This is a genomic window from Pseudomonas sp. KBN12P06040 (assembly GCF_037574965.1).
GTDB classification, from domain to species: Bacteria; Pseudomonadota; Gammaproteobacteria; order Pseudomonadales; family Pseudomonadaceae; genus Pseudomonas; species Pseudomonas aeruginosa.
The window spans coordinates 4,072,610-4,091,982 of record NZ_JBBELS010000001.1 but is presented as its reverse complement, the minus strand read 5'-3'; the positions used below and the strand labels follow the sequence as shown (position 1 = coordinate 4,091,982).

The window sequence follows — 19,373 nt, the reverse complement described above, 5'->3', positions numbered from 1 at the left end:
CCGGCTCAGGCGCCGTTGGCGCAGGCCGTACGCGCTTCGCCGCCAACGCCACGGGTGAACCACCAGAACGCCAGGGCCGCCAGGCTGATCGCCGCGCCGAGCAGGCTCACCGCGTCCCAGCCGGCCCAGGCGTACATGGCGGTGCCGGCGCTGGCGCCGAGGCCGCTGCCGGCGGCGTAGAACAGCATGTAGCAACCCACCAGGCGGCTGTGGGCGCGCGGGTCGATGGCGAAGACCAGGCTCTGGTTGAGCACATGGATCGCCTGGCCGGCGAGATCGAGCAGCAGCACGCCGAGAATCAGCGCCGCCAGCGAATGCGCGCCGAGGGCGAGCGGCAGCCAGGACAGCAGCAACAGCAGCAGGGCGCCGCCGCTGAGCGCCTGGGCGTGGCCGCGATCGGCCAGGCTGCCGGCCCGCGCCGCGCCCAGCGCGCCGAGCGCGCCGACCAGGCCGAAGGCGCCGATGGCGCTGTGCGACAGCGAATACGGCGGCGCGCCGAGCAGCAATACCAGGCTGCTCCAGAACACCCCGAAGGCGGCGAACATCAACAGCCCGAGCAGGCCGCGCACCTGCAGCACGCGCTGGCTCGCCAGCAGGCCGAACATCGAGCCGAGCAGCTGCCGGTAGGACAGCCCCAGTTCGTTGCTCGGCGCCGCCGGCAGTACCCGCCAGAGCAGCAGGCCAAGCCCGCCCATGCTCGCTGCCGAGACCAGGTAGACGCTGCGCCAGCCGCCGAGGTCGGCGAGCAGCCCGGCCAGGCTGCGCGCCAGCAGCAGGCCGATCACCACGCCGCCCTGCGCCGCGCCGACCACCCGCCCGCGCTCGCCAGGCGCCGCCAGCGCCGCGGCGTAGGCCAGCAGTCCCTGGGTCATGGCGGTGCCGAGCAGGCCCAGTCCGAGCAGCCCCAGCGCCAGGCCGAGGGTATCGCCGGCGAAGCCCACCAGCAGCAGCGACAGCACCAGCAGCAGGAGCTGGACGAACATCAGCCGGCGCCGCTCCAGCAGGTCGCCCAGCGGCACCACCAACAGCAGCGCCAGGGCGCAACCGGCCTGGGTCGCGCCGAACAGCAGGCCGACCCCGGCCTGGCCGATGGCGAACTCGGCACCGAGGACGTCCAGCAGCGGCTGGGCGTAATAGACGTTGGCCACGCTGAGACCGCAGGCGACGGCGAACAGCAGCACCAGCGCGGAGGGGAGGGAGGATGGCGAGGATGGCATGCGAAGCGCTCCGTAAGGTTTCAATATGAAACTATGCGGAGGCTAGGAGTTTTGGTTTTAAAATGCAACCTAAGTTATCGCAGCAGTGCGTCTATCGATCGCGACTCGCGCACAGCGGAACGCGGGCCCGCCGCCGATTCACCTGGCGGCGGGCCCGCGTAGCGGACGCTACCGGTCCTGCTCGCAGTTGACCATCCAGGCCACGCCGAAGCGGTCGGTGAACATGCCGAAGCTCGCCGCCCAGAAGGTCGGGCCCAGCGGCATCTGGACCGAGCCGCCCTCGGCGAGGGCGTTGAACAGGCGCTCGGCCTCGGCCTTGCTGTCGACGTTGAGGCTGATGGAACAGCCCTTGATGCCTTCGTAGGGATAGGCCGGGTGATTGTCCGAGGCCATCAGGGCGAAGCTGCCGACCACCAGCCGTGCGTGCATGATCTTGTCCTTCCAGTCGGCCGGGATGTCGCCGCACTCGGGGCTGTCGCCGAACGGCAGCATGGCCTCCAGGGTGCCGCCCAGGTGCTGGTGGTAGCAGCTGAAGGCCTCCCGGCAATTACCGTTGAAGATCAGGTAGGGGACGATTTGCATGGCGCTTTCCTCGTTCTTGGCGGAGTGCGGGGCGGTTCAGTTGCGTTTTTCCAGCTCGGCGCGCAGACGCTCCTCGCGCTCGCGCAGTTCCGGGGTGAACTCCTCGCCGAAGTCCTCGGCCTCGAAGACCTGGCGGATCTCGATCTCGGATTCGCCGTCGAATGGGTTCGGGCATCGCTTGACCCACTCGATGGCCTCTTCCAGGGAGGCCACCTGGAACATCCAGAAACCGGCGATCAGCTCGCGGGTCTCGGCGAAGGGGCCGTCGATCACCGTCCGCGCGTTGCCGGAGAAACGCACCCGGGCGCCCTTGGCGCTGGGCTGTAGCCCTTCGCCGGCGAGCATCACCCCGGCCTTGACCAGTTCCTCGTTGTAGCGGCCCATCGCCGCGAGCAGTTCCTCGCTGGGCATCTCGCCGGCTTCGGAAGCCTGGGTGGCCTTGACGATCACCATGAATCTCATCTGCGTTCTCCTTGTTGTTCTGCGCAATGACGGCCCGTTCTGGCCCGCCTCCCGAACTGGTCGAACGGCGGGCCGGCGGATCGACAGGCGACGGCGGTTTTTTCGCTGGCCGGGGCAGTATAGGAGGCCCGCGCCGAGCGGCCGGGATGGCCGACGAGCGTCGCTGCGGAGTGTGCCGACCGCTGGGCGGGCCGCGCCAGCCGTGGCCTGCAGGGCTTCTACACTGTTCCAGCAGAGCCATTTTCGCGAGCCTCTGCATGCCCCGTATCGTCTTCGCCCCGGCCATCCAGCGGCACGTCGCCATGCCCGCGCTGGATGTCGGCGCCGCCACCGTCGCCGCCGCCTTGCAGGCGGCCTTCGCCCGCGAGCCGCGCCTGCGCGGCTACCTGCTCGACGACCAGGGCAGCCTGCGCCGGCATGTGGCGCTGTTCGTCGATGGCGTGCAGGTCCGCGATCGCCGGGGATTGGGCGATCCGCTCCAAGACGATAGCGAGATCTACGTGGTGCAGGCGCTGAGCGGCGGTTGACCATGACAGAGGAGGACATCCGGTGAGCGAGCGACTCTATGTCGGCACCCGCAAGGGCCTGTTCGAGCTGCGGCGCAACGCGGCGGGCCAGTGGCTGCCGATGGCCAGCCACTTCCTCGGCGAGCCGTTGAGCATGCTCCTCGCCGACCCGCGCGACGGCGCGCTCTACGCGGCGCTGAACCTCGGCCATTTCGGCGTCAAGCTGTGGCGTCGCGACGCCGGCGCGACGGACTGGATGGAATGCGCGGTGCCGGTCTATCCGCCGCAGCCGCCAGCGGCCGAACCGCTGGAAGGCCAGGCGGCGGAGCCACCCTGGTCGCTACAGCAGTTGTGGATCCTCGAGCCAGGCGGCGCCGACCGGCCCGGCACGCTGTGGGCCGGGACCATCCCCGGCGGCCTGTTCCGCTCCGACGACCGTGGCGCCAGCTGGCGCCTCAACCGCGAACTCTGGGAACGACCCGAGCGCGCCCAGTGGTTCGGCGGCGGCTACGACCATCCCGGCATCCACTCCATCTGCGTCGACCCACGCGACAGTCGCCACCTCACCGTCGCGGTGTCCTGCGGCGGCGTCTGGCAGAGCCACGACGACGGCCGCAGCTGGACCTGCACCACCAAAGGCATGCGCGCCGACTACATGCCGCCGGAGCAGAGCGAGGAGGCGGCGATCCAGGACCCGCACCGCCTGGTGCAGTGCCAGGCGCGCCCGGAGTTCCTCTGGGTGCAGCACCACAACGGCATCTTCCGTTCCCGCGACGGCGGCCTGCATTGGCAGGGCGTGGTCGCCGAGCCGTCCAGCTTCGGTTTCGCCGTCGCCGTGCATCCGCGGCAGCCGGACACGGCCTGGTTCGTCCCGGCGACCAAGGACGAATGCCGCATTCCCAGGGACGCCCGTTTCGTGGTCACCCGCACCCGCGACGGCGGCCGCAGCTTCGAGACCCTCGAGCGCGGCCTGCCCGACGGCCCGGCCTACGACCTGGTCTACCGCCACGGCCTGGACATCGACCCCAGCGGCGAGCGCCTGGCCATGGGCTCGACCACCGGCGGCCTGTGGCTCAGCGAGAACGGCGGGGAGGACTGGCGGCAGCTCTCCGCCAACCTGCCGCCGATCTACTGCGTGCGCTTCGCCTGAGCGCGCGGCGCTGGACAGCCTCGGCGTGCTTGCATAAGTTCGTGGGTTTTCGCCAAGGAGCCCACCCCATGAGCCTCGAATCCGTCCGCCGGTTCTTCGCCGAGAAAGCCCCGGACCTGCGCATCATCGAGCTGGAAACCAGCACCGCCACCGTCGCCCTGGCCGCCGATGCCCATGGCGTGGAGCCGGGGCGGATCGCCAAGACCCTGTCGCTGCGGGTCGGCGAGCGCACCGTACTGGTAGTGGCGCGCGGCGACGCGCGGCTGGACAACCGCAAGATCAAGGCCGCCTTCGGCGGCAAGGCGAAGATGCTCGGCGCCGAGGACGTGGTCGAGCTGACCGGGCACCCGGTCGGCGGAGTCTGCCCGTTCGGCCTGGCGACGCCGCTGGCGGTGTACTGCGACGTCTCGCTGCAAGCCTTCGACGAAGTGCTGCCGGCCGCCGGGGCGGTGCACAGCGCGGTCCGCATCGCCCCGCAACGGATGGCCGAGCTGGTGGATGCGCAGTGGGTCGATGTGTGCCAGGAAGTCCTCCAGGAAGCCTGACGGCAACTGCCGGGCTCAGGCCAGGTTGAGCTGCCAGGACACCCCGAAGCGGTCGGCCAGCCAGGCGAAACGCTGGCTGAAGCCGTAGTCGCCGAGCGGCATCAGGACCTTGCCGCCGTCGCCCAGGGCTTCGGCCAGGCGCTCGATCTGCGCGTTGCTCTCGCAGTCGACGAAGAAGGAGAACGCCGGGGTGAAATCGAAGGCGTGCCGCACATGGCTGTCGATGCAATGCACGCTCTGGTCGCCGAGGCGGAACAGCGCCTTCAGCACCGAGCCTTCCGGGCCCGGCCCCTCGGCGCCGTAGCGCTGGATCTGGAGGATCTCGGCGTCGTCGAACAGCGACAGGTAGAAGTTCATGGCCGCCTCGGCCTGGACCCCCTGGAACATCAGGAAGGGGCGTACGCGTGTGCTCATCGCGGTCTCCTCTGGAAGGCTGGCTCGAGGCTAGAGCCTAGCTCACCACGTTGCGGGTGAAACGCACCACCTCGTCCCCATCGTTGACGTAGGCGTACGGCTGGTCGCTGGCGAAGGCATGGAAGTCGCCGGCCTCGATGCGCCGTTCGCCGTCGGCCAGTTCCAGGCGCAGGCGACCTTCGATGACCAGAACCATCTCCCGCCAGCCGGCGGCGTCGGGTTCCGATACGTAGCGCTCGCCCGGTCCCAGCGACCAGGCCCAGAGTTCCACCTCGCGCCGCGCCGGTGCGCTGGCGAGGAGGGTGGCGCGGCTCTCGGGGTGGTGGCCGACCCAGGCCACCGCATTGATCCGCGAGCGGTCGGTGGCCGGGGCCTGGACCAGGTCGGGGAACAGCACGCCGAGGGCGGCGGCGATACGGTCGAGGGTCGACAGGCTGACATTGACGTCGCCGCTCTCGATGCCCACCAGCATCCGCCGGCTGACACTGGCCGCGCGGGCCAGCGCTTCCTGGCTGAGGCCGGCTTGCAGGCGCAGGCGGCGGACGTTGCCGGAGACATGTTCGAGGACGCTGGGGCGTTCGGTAGGGCTGGGCAATATATTGCTCACTGTCGCGGTTTTGCGCATTATAGTGCACATCCCGTTTCCCGCAGTCCATCGGGCTGCTTCCCACTGCCGGACCTCTTCCATGACCTCCACCTCCCGCGGCCTCGCCGGAACGCTGTTGCCGGTCGGCCTGCTATTGATCGCCATGGCCTCGATCCAGAGCGGCGCCTCCCTGGCGAAAAGCATGTTCCCCCTGGTCGGCGCCCAGGGCACCACGGCCCTGCGGCTGTTCTTCGCCGCGCTGATCCTGCTGCTGCTCCTGCGTCCCTGGCGCAAGCGCCTGAGCCTGCAATCGCTGCGCTCGGTGGTGGTCTACGGCATCGCCCTGGGCGGCATGAACCTGCTGTTCTATCTCTCGGTGCGCACCGTGCCGCTGGGCATCGCGGTGGCCCTGGAGTTCACCGGGCCGCTGCTGGTGGCGATCCTCTCCTCGCGGCGCCTGCTGGACTTCCTCTGGATCGGCCTGGCGGTGTTCGGCATCTGGCTGTTGCTGCCGCTGGGCAACAGCGCCGAGCCGCTCGACCTGGTCGGTGCTGCCTATGCCCTCGGCGCCGGCGTGTGCTGGGCGCTGTACATCCTCTTCGGCCAGCGCGCCGGCGCCGACCATGGCGCCCAGGGCGCCGCGCTGGGGGTGCTGGTGGCGGCGATCCTGGTTGTGCCGATCGGCGTCGCCCACGCCGGCGCCGACCTCCTCGACCCGGCGCTGATCCCGTTGGCGCTGGGCGTCGCGGTGCTCTCCACGGCCTTGCCCTACACCCTGGAAATGGTCGCGCTGACCCGCCTGCCGGCGCGCACCTTCGGCACCCTGATGAGCATCGAGCCGGCCTTCGGCGCGCTCTCCGGGCTGCTGTTCCTCGGCGAGCGGCTGAGCCCGACCCAATGGCTGGCCATCGGCGCGATCATCCTCGCCTCGGTCGGCACTACCCTCAGCGTCAAGTCGCGTGGCGCCGTCCCGGCGCTACCGGCCAAGGACTGAGGCGGCCTCCGCGTCCTCCCGCTGCAGGCGCTCGTGCTGGCGGATGAAGCGCCGCGCGCTGCGCGCCAGGCGGATGCAGAGCATGATCGCCGCGCCGGTCAGGCCCACCACCAGGCCTTGCCACAGGCCGCGCGGTCCGGTGGGTTCCTGGAACCAGTCGGTGAGGCCGAGGCTGTAGCCTACCGGCAGGCCGATGCCCCAGTAGGCGAACAGGGTCATGATCATCGTCACCCGGGTGTCCTGGTAGCCGCGCAGGGCCCCGGCGGCGGTGACCTGCAGGGCGTCGGAGAACTGGAACAGCGCGGAGAACACGATCAGCGAGGCGGCGATGGCGATCACCGCCGGGTCCGGCGAATACATCGCGGCGATCTGCTCGCGCAGCAACAACATCAGGCTCGCCGAGACGCAGGCGTAGCCCAGCGCCGCGGCCATCCCCACGCCGGCGGCGAAGCGCGCGTCGCGCGGCAGGCCGGCGCCGAGGTTGTGGCCGACCCGCACGGTCACCGCCATCCCCAGCGAATAGGGAATCATGAACACCAGCGCGCTGAAGTTCAGGGCGATCTGGTGGCCGGCCACCACGTTCTCGTCGAGCCCGCCGATCAGCAGGGCGATCACCGAGAAGATGCTCGACTCGGCGAACACCGCGATGCCGATCGGCAGGCCGACCGCCACCAGCGGGCCGATGGTCGCGCGATCCGGCCACTCCCAGCGCGAGAACAACTGGCTGGCGCGGTAGATCGAGGCCTTGTTCACCCAGAACAGCATGCCGAGGAACATGAACCACATCACCGAGCCGGTGGCCCAGCCGCAGCCGGGGCCGCCCATCTTCGGCATGCCGAAGTGGCCGTAGATCAGCGCGTAGTTGATCGGGATGTTCAGCAGCAGCCCGCCGATCCCCAGCACCATGCTCGGCCGGGTCCGTCCCAGGCCGTTGGTGTAGCAGCGTAGTACGTGGTACAGCGCCGCCGCCGGGAAGCCCAGGGCGATGCCCTTGAGGTACAGCAGGCTCGGCCCGATCAGTTCCGGGCGCACTTTCATCAAGCCGAGGATCGGCTCCGACAACCACCACAGCACCGCCCCCGACAGCGGTCCGATCAGCAGCGCCAGCCACAGCGCCTGGCGCACCAGCGGCCCGGTGCCGGGCTGGTCGCCGGCGCCGTAGCGCTGGGCGACCTTGGCCGTGGTGGCGAGCAGGGTGCCGGTCATCAGCAGGAACATCGGGATCCAGATCGAGTTGCCCAGCGCCACCGCTGCCAGGTCGTGCGGACTGGCGCGCCCGGCCATCACCGCATCGACGAAGCCCATGGCGGTGGTCGCCAGTTGCGCGATCATGATCGGCGCGGCGAGGGTCAGCAGTTCCTTGAGTTCGGCGCGGATGCGCAAGCCACGGGAAAGGGGCAGGGCGGGGCTGTTCACGGCAGTCCTTGTCTGGGCAGGGGAACCGCGTAGTTTACGGGTTGACGGGGTGGTCAGGAAGGGTCAGCAGGGTCGTGCCGATTACCCATGGCAGCGGCGGATAACGCCTACGGCGTTATTCGCCCCACCACCGCGCTACGCGCAGACAAACGCCCCCGCGCTGCCCGCTTGAGGCCCGATCCCGTAGGGCGAATAACCGCTTTGCGGTTATCCGCCACATACCCGTGACAGCGGCGGATGACATGCCCTGGAAACGCCGGACATCTCCCCCAGACTTTTCCGCCGCCTCTCTCAGACGCCCAGGAATTGGATAAAAAACCAGTAGGAGGAAGATGGAGGGGTCGCCAAGTCCATCTGTTTTCTTGGGGGCAGAAAAGACGCGAGCCGCAGGTGCAGGAACACCTACGACCCGCTAACCAGAGACCAGCTAATCAAGGAGCTGACCCATGGCTAAGGCCGATGATACGTCGAATCCCGCAATAACCGCACAGTCCCCTTCCACCTTCATCCCCCTGCGACGCACCTCGCAATGCAACCAGCACCCCGGCTGCGCCACCCTCTACCTGGACAGCAGCGCAGCCAGCGAAGACCTGTTCGACACCGCCCGCCGCCGGCTGGAGTCGGCGATCGGAACGCTGAGCGTCCTCGACCTGCTCGACGAAACCGAAGAGCCCGGCGAAAGCATCTGCCGCATCACCGGTTCCCTGCTGTCGTTGCTCAGCGACGCCCTGTCGCTGTTCGAGGCGGAGTACGCACGCAGACACCGATAACCGACGGAGGCGGTGCCCCCCGGCAAGGCCGGGGGGTTGAGTAGCGGGGCGAAAAGGGGATCCCTCTCCGCCCTGGCTCGGCAGTTGCGCGGGCGGGCGAAAGCCACCTGCCCGCTACGCACGCCAGCCCAGGCAATCCCTGACGATGACCGGTCTTTCATCTGCGACTGTTTCTCATTTACACTCGACCCCCATTCTTCGGAGCCAGGCTCCTTTCCTGGGTGCATCGTGCCGTTCGATCCCGCCAAGCCGACGCTGTTGTCCACACTGGTTCGTCACTACGAGGAACTGGTCGACCATGTTCGCCGGCGCTTCGGCGACCGGGGCATGGCGCGCGAAGTGGTGCACGACGTGTGCGTGCAGTTGCTCGAGCGCGACGAGAAGGAGAACGTGCACACCCCCCTGGCCCTGCTGCGGAAAATCTCCCACGACACCGCCGTGAGCCGCTATCGTAGCGACCGTCGTCGAACCGCCTGGGTAGAAGCCGTCGCCGAGCTTCCGGAAGTCGCCTGCATGGCGGCGACGCCCATGGGTCGCCATGAGGCCGAGCGCGAGTTCCAGGCACTGGTCGACGCCATCGCCACGCTTCCTCCTCGCTGCCAGGCCGTTTTCGTCATGCACAAGATCCACGAAATTCCCCAGGCGCAAGTCGCCGACCGCCTCGGCATTTCCGTCAAGACCGTGGAAAAGCACCTGCGCCTCGGACTGGCGGCCTGCCGGGAACGGCTCGGCCGCGGCGAGGCACGGCCATGACCCAGCCCTCGAAACGGAATGGGCAGGTTCCGCTGGACGACGCCCTGGAGCGCCATCGCGACGCGCTGAAGGACCTGTTTCCGCTGCCGCCCTCCCGGCCGAAATCGCGCAAGGCAAGCAAGGCGGCCGGCGTCGCGCTATTGCTGGCGCTGGCCATCGGCGCCCTGACCTGGCTGGACCCGGCCTACAAGCGCGAGCGCTTCGCCACCGCCATCGGTGAGCGGCGCGACGTGACCCTGGCCGACGGCAGCCAGCTCCTGCTCGACAGCGGCAGCCAGATCGAGGTCAGTTGGCACCCGCTCAGCCGCCGGGTCGCGTTGCGCGCGGGGCAGGTGCTTTTCGAGGTATCCCCGGCGCGCTATCGGCCCTTCGTGGTGTCCGCGGGGTCGACCCACGTCCGTGTGCTCGGCACCCGGTTCAACGTGCGCCGCCTGGACGACGACGTCCGCGTGACCCTGGAGCGTGGCCGGGTGGAGGTCGGCACCTCGGCTACGGCGCAAGCGCCAGTCGTGCTCCTGCCGGGCCAGCAGGTCGATGCCATTGGCGGGCAACTGATGCCGCTGGCCAAGGTCGATGCCGCCACGGCGATGGCCTGGAAAGACGACCGCCTGGTCTTCGAGCGCACGCCCCTGGGCGAAGCCGTCGCGCTGCTGCGCCATTACCGCAAGGCGCCCATTCTCCTGGACGACCCCAGCCTGGCCTCCCTCCGGCTGACCGGCGTCTTCGCCGCGCACAACGTCGACCGGCTGCTCGACCTGCTGCCGAGCATCCTTCCCGTGGCCGTGTCGCGGCAGGAGGACGGCAGCGTCGAGATCCAACGCAAATCGACGCGAAAATAATTCTCGGACGCAGGTAGGGTTTCCCGCGCGCCGTGGCGGCTATCCAGGAAAAGCCAACCTGCATAGGAAATCGAGACGTGCATTTTTCCCTCCGCAGTCGCCACCTGCGTCCTTCATTGCTCGCCAGCAGCCTGCTCCTGGCGGTGTCGGCCCAGGGCCAGGAAAAGCTCGACGTGGATCTGCCCGCCGCGCCGCTCGGCCAGGCGATCAACGCCCTCGCGCAACAATCCTCGGTACAGATCCTCTTCGCCGGCGATCTCGGCGCCGGCCGCCAGGCGCCCGCGCTGAAGGGGCGTTTCACCCCCGAAGAGGCATTGCGCCAGTTGCTCAGGGACAGCGGCCTGAAGGCGCAGGCCAGGGACGAACATACCTTCATCGTCGTTCCGGCCAGCGAAGCCGCCGTGCCCGCTACGCATGCCCGCAGCGAACCGCTGGACATGGAGCAGATGGAAATCACCGCCTCGCGCACCAGCAGCGACCTGGTCTCCGCCACGCGCCAGTCCACCGTCATCGAGCATGCCCAGCTGGAAGAGCTGCGCCAGGGCTCCGACAGCCTGGCCACCGTGCTGGCCAAGGCGGTGCCGGGGATGTCCGATTCCAGCCGCACCATCACCGAATACGGCCAGACCCTGCGCGGGCGCAGCATGCTGGTGATGGTCGACGGCGTGCCGCTGAACACCAACCGCGACTCCTCGCGCAACCTGGCCAACATCGACCCGGCGCTGATCGAGCGGATCGAGGTCATCCGTGGCAGCAGCGCCATCTACGGCAGTGGCGCCACCGGCGGGATCATCTCCATCACCACCCGTCCGGCCGGCGGCGAGAACCGCGCGGAGACCCGTCTCAGCGCCACCTCGCCGCTGACCCGGCTGGGCAGCGATGGCCTCGGCGGCCAGTTCCAGCAATACTTCGCCGGCTCCCTGGGGGCGCTCGACTATTCGTTCGACTTCGGCACCCGCCACGTCGGCGCTTCCTACGACGCCCATGGCGACCGCATCGCCCCGGAACCCAGCCAGGGCGACCTGTTCGACTCGAACGTCTACAACATCGGCGGCAAGCTCGGCCTGCGCATCGACGAGAACCAGCGCGTACAGCTCGCCCTCAGCCACTACGACGCCCGCCAGGACACCGACTACGCCACCGACCCGAGGGTCGCCAGGCTGCCGCCGGGCTCGGTCCCGGCCAACGCGGTCAAGGGCCTGGAGCTGGACGAGCAGAACCGAATCCGCAACACCCTGGCGAACCTCGAGTACGAGAACCTCGACATCCTCGGCAGCCGGCTCTCCGCGCAGCTCTACTACCGCGACTACTTCACCCGCTTCACCCCGTTCGACGCCCGCGCCGTTTCCACCCGCGGCGGCAACGTCGACCAGATCATGCAGAACAGCGAAGTGTTCGGCAGCCGCCTGACCCTGCGCACGCCGCTGGGCGAAAGCGGCAATACCGAACTGGTCTGGGGCGGCGACTACAACCAGGAACGCAGCGACATGCCGCTCGACGTGTTCGACCCGGCGGCCTACGACGCCAGCGGCGGGCTGGTCTTCGACAAGATCGGCAAGCTCACCTACATGCCGCCGCTACGCACCCGCAGCGCCGGCGCGTTCGCCCAGTTGCAGCATCGCTTCGACGAACACTGGTCGATCGACGGCGGCCTGCGCTACGAATACTCCACCGCCGAATTCGACGACTTCATCCCGCTCTCCGAGTCCAAGGCAGCCTCGCCGGTGACCGTCAAGGGCGGCGACCTCGACTACGACGCGGTGCTGTCGAACCTCGGCATCGTCTATTCGCCGGTGGCTGGCCAGGAAATCTATGCCTCCTTCAGTCAGGGCTTCCAGCTGCCCGACGTCGGCATCCAGCTGCGCAACGCCCGCCGTGGCTTCGATATCGGCTCCTCGAACCTCGAACCGGTGAAGACCAACAACTACGAACTCGGCTGGCGCGGCGCCATCGGCGGCAACACCCTGGGCAGCCTGGCGTTGTTCTACACCACCTCCAAGCTGGGCGACGTGCAGAGCTTCAACAACGGCCTGATCCTCACCCGCACCAAGGAGCGCATCTACGGCGTCGAGGCCAGCGCCGACTGGCTCAGCGACGACGAAGTCTGGGGCGCGGGCGGCAGCGCCACCTGGATGCGCGGACGCGAGAAGCCGGACGGCAAGGACTGGCAGGACATGACCGGCTACCGCGTGCCGCCGCTGAAGCTGACCGCCTACCTGCAATACAAGCCGGATGCCGACTGGAACAACCGCCTGCAGGCCACCTTCTTCGACTCCAAGGACTACCGTCTCGACGGCGTGGAAAGCTTCGGCCGGCGCCAGGTCAGCACCTACACCACGGTCGACCTGGTCAGCCAGTACCGCATCACCCCCGACGACCAGTTGAGCCTGGGCATCCAGAACCTGTTCAACCGCGACTACTACCCGCTCTACAGCCAGTTGCTGCGCAACAACAACAACACCAGCCACCTGCCGGCGCCGGGCACGGTGCTGACGGCGAGCTATACGCACAACTGGTGAGGGGAGGGCGGAGCCACCGGGCCTGGGCGGGCCCGGTGGGCAGGGAGGGTGCTTCCAGAGGGAAGGCGGCCCCGTTGTCATGGGCGGGCATTTCCGTCCAATGCCGGACGCCGATCCAGGTCGGCCAGGTAATGGGGAAGGACAGGGTACGCCGTCCCGCTCAGAACACGACCTGCCCCGACATGCCCGGCTGCACCTCACCGCCGATCCAGATATCGCCGCCGATCTGCTCGACGCTTATCCGCCCCCGGCGACCCAAGGCCGTGCCCTGGCTCGCCGTGTAGCGCCCGGGCATGACTCCCGTGCCGATCAGCCATTGCGCCAGGCTCGCGTTGAGGCTACCGGTAACGGGGTCTTCATTGAGTTCCTCGCCCATGAAGGCGCGCACTTCCACATCCGCCTCCGCCTGGGGACCTTGCCAGGGCGCGACCACGCCCACGTTGAGCCCGTCGAGCTTCGCGTAGTCCGGGCGAATGGCCAGGACCTCGTCACGCGTGGCCAGCCGAACGGCGACCCAGCCGGGTCCGTTGTCCACCCATTGGCTGCCGAGTACCTGCCCCGGGGAAAGGCCAAGCCCGCTCTCGATCCGTCGCAACACCTCGTCTTCGACCGCTCCGCCACGAAGCAGGGGAGGCGCCGCGAACGACAGCAAGGCGCCCTTGCGGCGGATACGGATCAGGCCCGCCAGGCACTCCTGGACGATCTCGTCAGCAGCATTGCCGCCCCCCTGGTTCAGCCAGACCTGGCAGCTCCCCAGCGTCGGATGCCCGGCAAAGGGCAACTCCCGCAGCGGGGTGAAGATTCTTACGCGGTAGTCTGCTTCGGCAGTGGTCGGCCGCAGCAGGAAGGTCGTCTCGCTCAACTGGGTCCAGGCGGCGAACTCGAGCATCTGCTGGCTGCTCAGGCGGTCGGCGCCAATCACCACGGCAACGGCGTTGCCTTTGAAGGGCTGTTCGGAGAAGACATCGACTTGCTCGAAGGGTAACGAAACCGGCATGGCGCCTCCTGGGGTTGTGGCGGGGGAGGATAGGGCAGGGGGCGGATGTCTGAAACCGGGGTGCGGACTTTCGAGGGGGCTTGGGGGCTCTCGTCAGGGGCTGCAATCGGCCAAGAGCGGACTTACCCTTTCGTTTAGATTGATCTGCCCAGCAGGGAGTCAGTAAGGAAATGGAATGATCGAAGGCCGCTGAACTGATCTTGCTTACTCAATCATGATGGACATCGTCCTTGGACTTTATGTCAGTGCAAGCGGTGTAGTGCAGCGTGCTCTCGTGGGGAGCGTGACGAGCCAGCGTTAGCTGTCCTCCACGAGAAGCGGCTAGGGCTCGGAAGCTGCCGTTCGACCAAAGAAGACGAACTACCTAACAGAGTTTGCACCATGAGTTGCCCTCGGCAATGATCGGCAGGCTCTCGGGTCGAATAGCCGACCCAGATGTTTACCAGACTTAAGAGAGACGATACGGTAAACTCTCATGGGCGGGTGTAAGTCTGGTCTTTCCGTTAGTGCTGGCGGGACCCTTTCGGGCTCTATCGTGAGATGCTGTCATGCCTTTGGTAGCTGATTATTATCGCGCTAGCGCTGTGAAATTCTCACTTTTTGAATACTTATGTTCTGCCAAGAAAAAACATTAAAAAATGGAAGCGTCCAATGATCTCGTTAAGACCTATGCGAGAAAGCGAATTCTCAGGTTATCTCGATTATTTTGTCCCTGCCTATGCATCTGAGATTTCATCCAGTCATAGGCTTTCGTACAGTGAATCTCTTGTGCAAGCCAAATTGGAGATAGCAGATGATTTACCTGACGGTATCAATACGGCTGGACAATTTTTGCTGTGCCTGTACGATCCGGCAGATGGCCCCGAAGAAGTCATAGGATATCTGTGGTACGAAGAGGATCTGTCCCTGCACTTGGCATTTATAAATGATTTCCACATTCTTCCCGTCCACCAGGGAAAAGGTCTCGCCAAGCAGGCCTTGGAGTCTTTGGAGCGGGAGCTTAAACTTCGAGGATTTCAACAGATAAAATTACGAGTAGCTGGCGACAACGAACGAGCCAAACATGTTTATGAAGGCAGTGGCTTTTGTGTGACCGGTATCAATATGAGCAAGCCGCTCGTTTAGTAGTGAGGTTGCTACCGTTCGCGTACTGGCGTTTGATTACAATGAGTTCGAGGTAATGATGCGAAATTGCCCATCAGAGTAAGCGCTATTGCCTGCACTTTGGCAGATATCTGAGTGTGCGCTGGAGCATACCACGCTTCGCTGCACTGCTCTGCGATAACTCTATGAGTCGCGGTAGGGTTTTGTGTAGACATGGATTTTTAGTTTTGGGTTGAACGTGTCCTTGGCTTGGCTTCACAAAACTCCTTGTGGCCTTTTCTGTCAGCGGCTGACGGCAGCCAGGGGGCGAAAGCAGCGGGTAATGAGCGATAGCTACCGGCCACAAGCGGGCAGTAGCCTCTGAGTGTTGAAAAGCGCTAACTTTCTACGCTCCCAACGAAACAGCGATATCTATCATTGCCAAGGGTAGATACACCAGTGTCAGTGGCGCGTAAAAGCGGCGAGAGCGAGAGAAGAACGCTGCCAGCGATACTGTGAACATGACCAAATCCAACGCACCCCATAGCTGGAATGGTGAGGCGTTGAAGAACAGGATATTGGTCGTACTTCCTAATCCTAGATAAATGCAGATCGCCAATAGGGCAAAGCGTCCATCTTGTTCAAAGTAGACCTGAAGGCCATCGGCCTCGTCTTCGCTGCGACTTGGCAATATCAACGCCGCCGCACTAAACAGCGATAGTGACAGGCAGACCAAAAGCAGGAACTCGATGAACGAAAAGGCATTTTTTAAGGTGGGGAGGTCGTTTAGGGCCCACCAGAACTGCAGTTGGAACAGGAAAAGCACGAGTGCCCAAGCAAGTGCGACCCAGTCTGGCTGTGCCGTGCGGCGAATCCTGAAAACGGTCATGGCGCCCAACAGAACCCTAGTGATGGACAAGCCCAGAATCATCGAAAGCACGGTCGCCAGAATATGGAAGTTTTCCACGACTGCCCCCTTGCTTGGACTTCGCTCTCGCCTGCCGCGTGCTTCACACCGCAGCCTGCCAAATCCCGACTGATGACATTAGTAATAGACTACGCAACGCCACAGGTAAGATTCAGCCCAAATCGAGCGGCTGCTTCTGGCCGAAAGCGGTCATTGAACGCCCACTCCACAAGCAATTGCCCCACGAATCCAGATCGCGCCTAGACCATCACGACGCAGTTACAGCATAGGAAAACCCACACGCTCTGGGGCAATGCGACATGAGTGGCTCCCCTCCGCCAGCGTGCTCAGGAACGACTGGCAGAGGGGCCGCCCACCCTACACCCAGCGCCGGAACAACAGGCTGGCATTCACCCCGCCGAAGCCGAAGCCATTGGACAGCGCATGTTCCATCGGCCATCGCCGGGCTTCGCCGCGAACCAGGTCGAGGCCCTCGGCGTCGGTGTCGGGCGTTTCCAGGTTGAGCGTGGCGGGGGCGAGCTGGTCGCGCAGTGCCAGGACCGTGAAGATCGCCTCGATGCCGCCGGCGGCGCCCAGGAGGTGGCCGGTGGCGGATTTGGTCGCGCTGATGGCGAGCCCGCTGCCGGTGCCGAACACCGCCTTGATGGCGGCCAGTTCGCCCTTGTCGCCTACCTGGGTGGAGGTGGCGTGGGCATTCAGGTGCTGCACCGCGGCCGCTTCCACGCCGGCCTGGCGCAGCGCCTGCTGCATGGCCCGGCGGGCGCCGCTGCCATCTTCCGGCCCGGCGGTCATGTGGTAGGCGTCGGCGCTGGTGCCGTAGCCCACCAGCTCGGCGATGGGCCTGGCGCCGCGCGCCAGGGCGTGCTCCAGTTCCTCGATGACCAGTAGGCCAGCGCCTTCGCCCATGACGAAGCCGTCGCGGGCCTGGTCGAAGGGGCGCGAGGCGCGTTCGGGGCTGTCGTTGAAATCGCTGGACAGGGCGCGCGCGGCGGCGAAGCCGGCCAGGCTGACCCGGTGGATGGTCGCTTCCGCGCCGCCGCAGAGCGCCACGTCGACCTCTCCCGCGCGGATCATCCGCGCCGCGTCGCCGATGGCTTGCACGCCCGCCGCGCAGGCGGTCACCGGGGCGCCCAGCGGTCCCTTGAAGCCATGGCGGATCGACACATGGGCGGCCGCCATGTTGCAGAGAAAGGACGGGATGGTGAAGGGCGACAGGCGCCGCGGTCCCTTGCCGTCGGTGGTCCGCACCGCTTCGGCGATGGCATGGAAGCCGCCCACCCCGGAGGCGATGACGGTCGCCGTGCGCTCCTGCGCCTCGGCGCTCTGCGGCGCCCAGCCGGCCTGCGCCAGGGCCTCTTGCGCGGCGGCCAGGGCGAAGAGGATGAAGCGGTCCATCTTGCGTTGTTCCTTGGCGGCCAGCAGCAGGTCGGGATCGAAGCCGGCCTGCGGGTCCTGGACACGGTCGGGGACCTGGCCGCCGATGCTGATGGGCAGGTCGCCGATCAGCTCCGCTGGGAGCGTGGCGATGCCCGATTGCCCGGCCAGCAGGCGTTGCCATATGGGTTCGACTCCGCAGCCCAGCGGGCTGACCGCGCCCATGCCGGTGACGACGATACGTTTGCTCATGAGGGTCCGAGTCCTTCTGTTCCGATGGAATAGCAGTCAGTGGACGTAACTATCATCATGAAAGTAACATGCGGACCAGCACTTTGTGAGCCTCGCCAAGGAAGAACCATGCAACGCAAGACCTTCGCCGATGCCGAATGCCCCATAGCCCGCAGCCTGGAACGGGTCGGCGAATGGTGGAGCATCCTGATCATGCGCGATGCGCTACAGGGCCTGCGCCGCTTCGACGAATTTTCCCGCAGCCTGGATATCGCGCCGAACATGCTCACCCGGCGCCTGAACGCGCTGGTGGAGGCGGGCCTGCTCGAACGCCAGCCCTACAGCCAGCGTCCGCTGCGCTATCAGTACGTGCCCACGGCCAAGGGCGAGGATTTTCGCGTCGTGCTCATGGCTTTCGTCGCCTGGGGCAATCGCCATTACGCAGAGGAAGGGCAGAGCGTGCAGCTCGTCGAGCGAACAAGCGGGCGGCCGGTGCGCTCGTTCATGGCGGCTCTCGCCGATGGCCGAACGGTACCGCTGGAGCAATGCACCGTGCAGGCCGGGCCTGCCGCCAGCGAGGAAATGCGCCAGCGCCTGGCGGCCATGCCGGAGCGGAGTGAGCTACCGGCTCGATGAACGGGCTCCCTGGCGTACGCCGCCTGGTCGAGGAGGCGGACGAGGCGTTCGCGGTTCTGTTCCTTGTAGCTGGCCATCGTTCGCGGTCGTGGTTGGGAGAAACGCGATCGTCGAGGCTTGCGCATGGCGCTGGCAGGTCCGCCTCGCGAGCCGTTCGGCAACACCGCGAGCCCTCGGCCTGCTAGAGTGTGCAGCCTCGTTCGCGGAGGTCTGCATGCGTATTCTCGCCGATGAAAACATTCCCGTGGTCGACGCCTTCTTCGCCGACCAGGGCTCCATTCGCCGCTTGCCCGGGCGCGCCATCGACCGCGCGGCGCTGGCCGAGGTCGACGTGCTGCTGGTGCGCTCGGTCACCGAGGTCAGCCGCGCCGCGCTGGCCGGCTCGCCGGTGCGCTTCGTCGGCACCTGCACCATCGGCACCGACCATCTCGACCTCGACTACTTCGCCGAGGCCGGCATCGCCTGGTCCAGCGCGCCCGGCTGCAACGCCCGCGGGGTGGTGGACTACGTGCTCGGCTGCCTGTTGGCGATGGCCGAGAAGCGCGGCGCCGACCTGGCTGAACGCACCTATGGCGTGGTCGGCGCCGGGCAGGTCGGCGGGCGGCTGGTGGAGGTGCTGCGCGGGCTGGGCTGGAAAGTGCTGGTCTGCGATCCGCCGCGCCAGGCACGCGAGCCGGACGGCGAGTTCGTCTCGCTGGAACGGCTGCTGGCCGAGGCCGACGTGATCAGCCTGCACACTCCGCTGAACCGCGACGGCGAATACCCGACCCGTCACCTGCTGGATGAGACCCGCCTGGCCGCCCTGCGTCCCGGCACCTGGCTGGTCAACGCCAGCCGTGGCGCGGTGGTCGACAACCAGGCCCTGCGCCGCCTGCTCGAAGGCGGCGCCGACCTGGAAGTGGCGCTGGACGTCTGGGAAGGCGAACCGCAGGCCGACCCCGAGCTGGCCGCGCGCTGCCTGATCGCCACGCCGCACATCGCCGGCTACAGCCTGGAAGGCAAGCTGCGCGGCACCGCGCAGATCTACCAGGCCTACTGCGCCTGGCGCGGCATCGCCGAACGTGTGAGCCTGCAAGACGTGCTGCCGGAAACCTGGCTCGCCGGCCTGCAACTCAACCCCGGCTGCGACCCGGCCTGGGCGCTGGCCACTCTGTGCCGCGCGGTATACGACCCGCGCAGCGACGACGCCGCCTTCCGCCGCAGCCTGACCGGCGACAGCGCCACCCGCCGCGCCGCCTTCGACGCCCTGCGCAAACACTACCCGCCGCGCCGCGAGATCACCGGCCTGCGCGTCGCCACCGGTGGACAGGCGGAGTTGCAGCGGGTGGTGCGGGCGCTGGGGGCGCAGTTGGTCTAGGAATGGGCGGCTGG

General features: G+C 66.9%; 20 protein-coding genes. 11 read left to right on the top strand and 9 right to left on the bottom strand.

Annotation, left to right across the window (positions count from 1 at the left end; all coding sequences use genetic code 11):
* Positions 1-5: 5 nt before the first annotated feature.
* The 3 genes from VQ067_RS19185 to VQ067_RS19175 form a co-directional block, all read right to left on the bottom strand.
* Positions 6-1,217, bottom strand: coding sequence for an MFS transporter (locus tag VQ067_RS19185; protein WP_003145238.1), 1,212 nt, complete (start codon positions 1,215-1,217; stop codon positions 6-8).
* 168 nt (positions 1,218-1,385) lie between these two features.
* Positions 1,386-1,799, bottom strand: coding sequence for a VOC family protein (locus VQ067_RS19180; RefSeq protein ID WP_003082839.1), 414 nt, complete (start codon positions 1,797-1,799; stop codon positions 1,386-1,388).
* A 36-nt stretch (positions 1,800-1,835) separates the two neighbouring features.
* Positions 1,836-2,261 carry a YciI family protein gene (locus tag VQ067_RS19175; RefSeq protein WP_003086910.1) on the bottom strand — a complete coding sequence of 142 codons (426 nt, stop codon included), beginning with the start codon at positions 2,259-2,261 and terminating at the stop codon, positions 1,836-1,838.
* A 257-nt stretch (positions 2,262-2,518) separates the two neighbouring features.
* On the opposite strand from VQ067_RS19175, the gene VQ067_RS19170 reads away from it, so the two are divergent.
* The 3 genes from VQ067_RS19170 to VQ067_RS19160 all read left to right on the top strand — a co-directional run bounded on the left by VQ067_RS19170 (position 2,519) and on the right by VQ067_RS19160 (position 4,462).
* The gene (locus VQ067_RS19170) at positions 2,519-2,788 is read left to right on the top strand and encodes a MoaD/ThiS family protein (RefSeq protein ID WP_003086912.1); all 270 of its coding nucleotides are present in this window, start codon (positions 2,519-2,521) and stop codon (positions 2,786-2,788) included.
* 22 nt (positions 2,789-2,810) lie between these two features.
* The gene (locus VQ067_RS19165; RefSeq protein WP_023126327.1) at positions 2,811-3,917 is read left to right on the top strand and encodes a WD40/YVTN/BNR-like repeat-containing protein; all 1,107 of its coding nucleotides are present in this window, start codon (positions 2,811-2,813) and stop codon (positions 3,915-3,917) included.
* A 68-nt stretch (positions 3,918-3,985) separates the two neighbouring features.
* Positions 3,986-4,462, top strand: coding sequence for a YbaK/EbsC family protein (locus VQ067_RS19160; RefSeq protein WP_033990184.1), 477 nt, complete (start codon positions 3,986-3,988; stop codon positions 4,460-4,462).
* Positions 4,463-4,477: 15 nt separating this feature from the next.
* Here VQ067_RS19160 and VQ067_RS19155 read toward each other — a convergent pair whose 3' ends face one another.
* Together VQ067_RS19155 and VQ067_RS19150 are read right to left on the bottom strand one after the other, a co-directional pair.
* On the bottom strand, positions 4,478-4,876 hold the full coding sequence (locus VQ067_RS19155) for a VOC family protein (protein ID WP_033990182.1): 399 nt from the start codon (positions 4,874-4,876) through the stop codon (positions 4,478-4,480).
* A 37-nt stretch (positions 4,877-4,913) separates the two neighbouring features.
* The gene (locus VQ067_RS19150; RefSeq protein ID WP_003133347.1) at positions 4,914-5,564 is read right to left on the bottom strand and encodes a helix-turn-helix domain-containing protein; all 651 of its coding nucleotides are present in this window, start codon (positions 5,562-5,564) and stop codon (positions 4,914-4,916) included.
* On the opposite strand from VQ067_RS19150, the gene rhtA reads away from it, so the two are divergent.
* On the top strand, positions 5,563-6,456 hold the full coding sequence (gene rhtA, locus VQ067_RS19145) for a threonine/homoserine exporter RhtA (RefSeq protein ID WP_015503232.1): 894 nt from the start codon (positions 5,563-5,565) through the stop codon (positions 6,454-6,456). The genes VQ067_RS19150 and rhtA overlap by 2 nt on opposite strands.
* On the opposite strand, the gene pmpM is transcribed toward rhtA, so the two are convergent.
* Entirely contained in the window at positions 6,439-7,872 is a 1,434-nt protein-coding gene (gene pmpM, locus VQ067_RS19140; RefSeq protein WP_023084432.1) for a proton-coupled multidrug efflux MATE transporter PmpM, read from the bottom strand. The two genes, rhtA and pmpM, sit on opposite strands and share 18 nt — an antisense overlap.
* A gap of 446 nt (positions 7,873-8,318) precedes the next feature.
* Between pmpM and VQ067_RS19135 the strand changes: the two genes are divergently transcribed.
* The 4 genes from VQ067_RS19135 to VQ067_RS19120 all read left to right on the top strand — a co-directional run bounded on the left by VQ067_RS19135 (position 8,319) and on the right by VQ067_RS19120 (position 12,753).
* Positions 8,319-8,642, top strand: coding sequence for a hypothetical protein (locus tag VQ067_RS19135; protein WP_003082848.1), 324 nt, complete (start codon positions 8,319-8,321; stop codon positions 8,640-8,642).
* A 228-nt stretch (positions 8,643-8,870) separates the two neighbouring features.
* The gene (locus VQ067_RS19130) at positions 8,871-9,395 is read left to right on the top strand and encodes an RNA polymerase sigma factor (protein ID WP_023132119.1); all 525 of its coding nucleotides are present in this window, start codon (positions 8,871-8,873) and stop codon (positions 9,393-9,395) included.
* On the top strand, positions 9,392-10,234 hold the full coding sequence (locus tag VQ067_RS19125) for a FecR family protein (protein WP_033990179.1): 843 nt from the start codon (positions 9,392-9,394) through the stop codon (positions 10,232-10,234). The genes VQ067_RS19130 and VQ067_RS19125 overlap by 4 nt, the downstream gene beginning before the upstream one ends.
* Positions 10,235-10,311: 77 nt before the next feature.
* Positions 10,312-12,753: a TonB-dependent siderophore receptor gene (locus VQ067_RS19120; protein WP_033990176.1), complete on the top strand. Its 2,442-nt coding sequence runs from the start codon at positions 10,312-10,314 to the stop codon at positions 12,751-12,753.
* A gap of 160 nt (positions 12,754-12,913) precedes the next feature.
* On the opposite strand, the gene VQ067_RS19115 is transcribed toward VQ067_RS19120, so the two are convergent.
* Positions 12,914-13,750 (bottom strand): PhzF family phenazine biosynthesis protein, encoded by an 837-nt coding sequence (locus VQ067_RS19115; protein WP_003086930.1) that lies wholly within the window; start codon positions 13,748-13,750, stop codon positions 12,914-12,916.
* Positions 13,751-14,401: 651 nt separating this feature from the next.
* Here VQ067_RS19115 and VQ067_RS19110 point away from each other — a divergent pair.
* Positions 14,402-14,875 (top strand): GNAT family N-acetyltransferase, encoded by a 474-nt coding sequence (locus VQ067_RS19110; protein ID WP_071534443.1) that lies wholly within the window; start codon positions 14,402-14,404, stop codon positions 14,873-14,875.
* A 364-nt stretch (positions 14,876-15,239) separates the two neighbouring features.
* Here VQ067_RS19110 and VQ067_RS19105 read toward each other — a convergent pair whose 3' ends face one another.
* Positions 15,240-15,800, bottom strand: coding sequence for a hypothetical protein (locus VQ067_RS19105; RefSeq protein WP_025991802.1), 561 nt, complete (start codon positions 15,798-15,800; stop codon positions 15,240-15,242).
* Positions 15,801-16,118: 318 nt separating this feature from the next.
* Positions 16,119-17,387 (bottom strand): beta-ketoacyl-ACP synthase II, encoded by a 1,269-nt coding sequence (gene fabF, locus VQ067_RS19100; RefSeq protein ID WP_003133331.1) that lies wholly within the window; start codon positions 17,385-17,387, stop codon positions 16,119-16,121.
* Positions 17,388-17,495: 108 nt separating this feature from the next.
* On the opposite strand from fabF, the gene VQ067_RS19095 reads away from it, so the two are divergent.
* Both VQ067_RS19095 and pdxB read left to right on the top strand, forming a co-directional pair.
* Complete coding sequence (locus VQ067_RS19095; RefSeq protein ID WP_003086962.1) at positions 17,496-18,002, top strand: winged helix-turn-helix transcriptional regulator; 507 nt, start codon at positions 17,496-17,498, stop codon at positions 18,000-18,002.
* Positions 18,003-18,216: 214 nt separating this feature from the next.
* Complete coding sequence (gene pdxB / locus VQ067_RS19090; protein ID WP_023092011.1) at positions 18,217-19,359, top strand: 4-phosphoerythronate dehydrogenase PdxB; 1,143 nt, start codon at positions 18,217-18,219, stop codon at positions 19,357-19,359.
* Positions 19,360-19,373: the final 14 nt, after the last annotated feature.

Coding starts and splice junctions, on each gene's coding strand:
- VQ067_RS19185 (WP_003145238.1), bottom strand. CDS start 1,217: ATGCCATCCTCGCCATCCTCCCTCCCCTCCGCGCTGGTGCTGCTGTTC.
- VQ067_RS19180 (WP_003082839.1), bottom strand. CDS start 1,799: ATGCAAATCGTCCCCTACCTGATCTTCAACGGTAATTGCCGGGAGGCC.
- VQ067_RS19175 (WP_003086910.1), bottom strand. CDS start 2,261: ATGAGATTCATGGTGATCGTCAAGGCCACCCAGGCTTCCGAAGCCGGC.
- VQ067_RS19170 (WP_003086912.1), top strand. CDS start 2,519: ATGCCCCGTATCGTCTTCGCCCCGGCCATCCAGCGGCACGTCGCCATG.
- VQ067_RS19160 (WP_033990184.1), top strand. CDS start 3,986: ATGAGCCTCGAATCCGTCCGCCGGTTCTTCGCCGAGAAAGCCCCGGAC.
- VQ067_RS19155 (WP_033990182.1), bottom strand. CDS start 4,876: ATGAGCACACGCGTACGCCCCTTCCTGATGTTCCAGGGGGTCCAGGCC.
- rhtA (WP_015503232.1), top strand. CDS start 5,563: ATGACCTCCACCTCCCGCGGCCTCGCCGGAACGCTGTTGCCGGTCGGC.
- VQ067_RS19150 (WP_003133347.1), bottom strand. CDS start 5,564: ATGGAAGAGGTCCGGCAGTGGGAAGCAGCCCGATGGACTGCGGGAAAC.
- VQ067_RS19135 (WP_003082848.1), top strand. CDS start 8,319: ATGGCTAAGGCCGATGATACGTCGAATCCCGCAATAACCGCACAGTCC.
- VQ067_RS19125 (WP_033990179.1), top strand. CDS start 9,392: ATGACCCAGCCCTCGAAACGGAATGGGCAGGTTCCGCTGGACGACGCC.
- VQ067_RS19115 (WP_003086930.1), bottom strand. CDS start 13,750: ATGCCGGTTTCGTTACCCTTCGAGCAAGTCGATGTCTTCTCCGAACAG.
- VQ067_RS19110 (WP_071534443.1), top strand. CDS start 14,402: ATGATCTCGTTAAGACCTATGCGAGAAAGCGAATTCTCAGGTTATCTC.
- fabF (WP_003133331.1), bottom strand. CDS start 17,387: ATGAGCAAACGTATCGTCGTCACCGGCATGGGCGCGGTCAGCCCGCTG.
- VQ067_RS19095 (WP_003086962.1), top strand. CDS start 17,496: ATGCAACGCAAGACCTTCGCCGATGCCGAATGCCCCATAGCCCGCAGC.
- pdxB (WP_023092011.1), top strand. CDS start 18,217: ATGCGTATTCTCGCCGATGAAAACATTCCCGTGGTCGACGCCTTCTTC.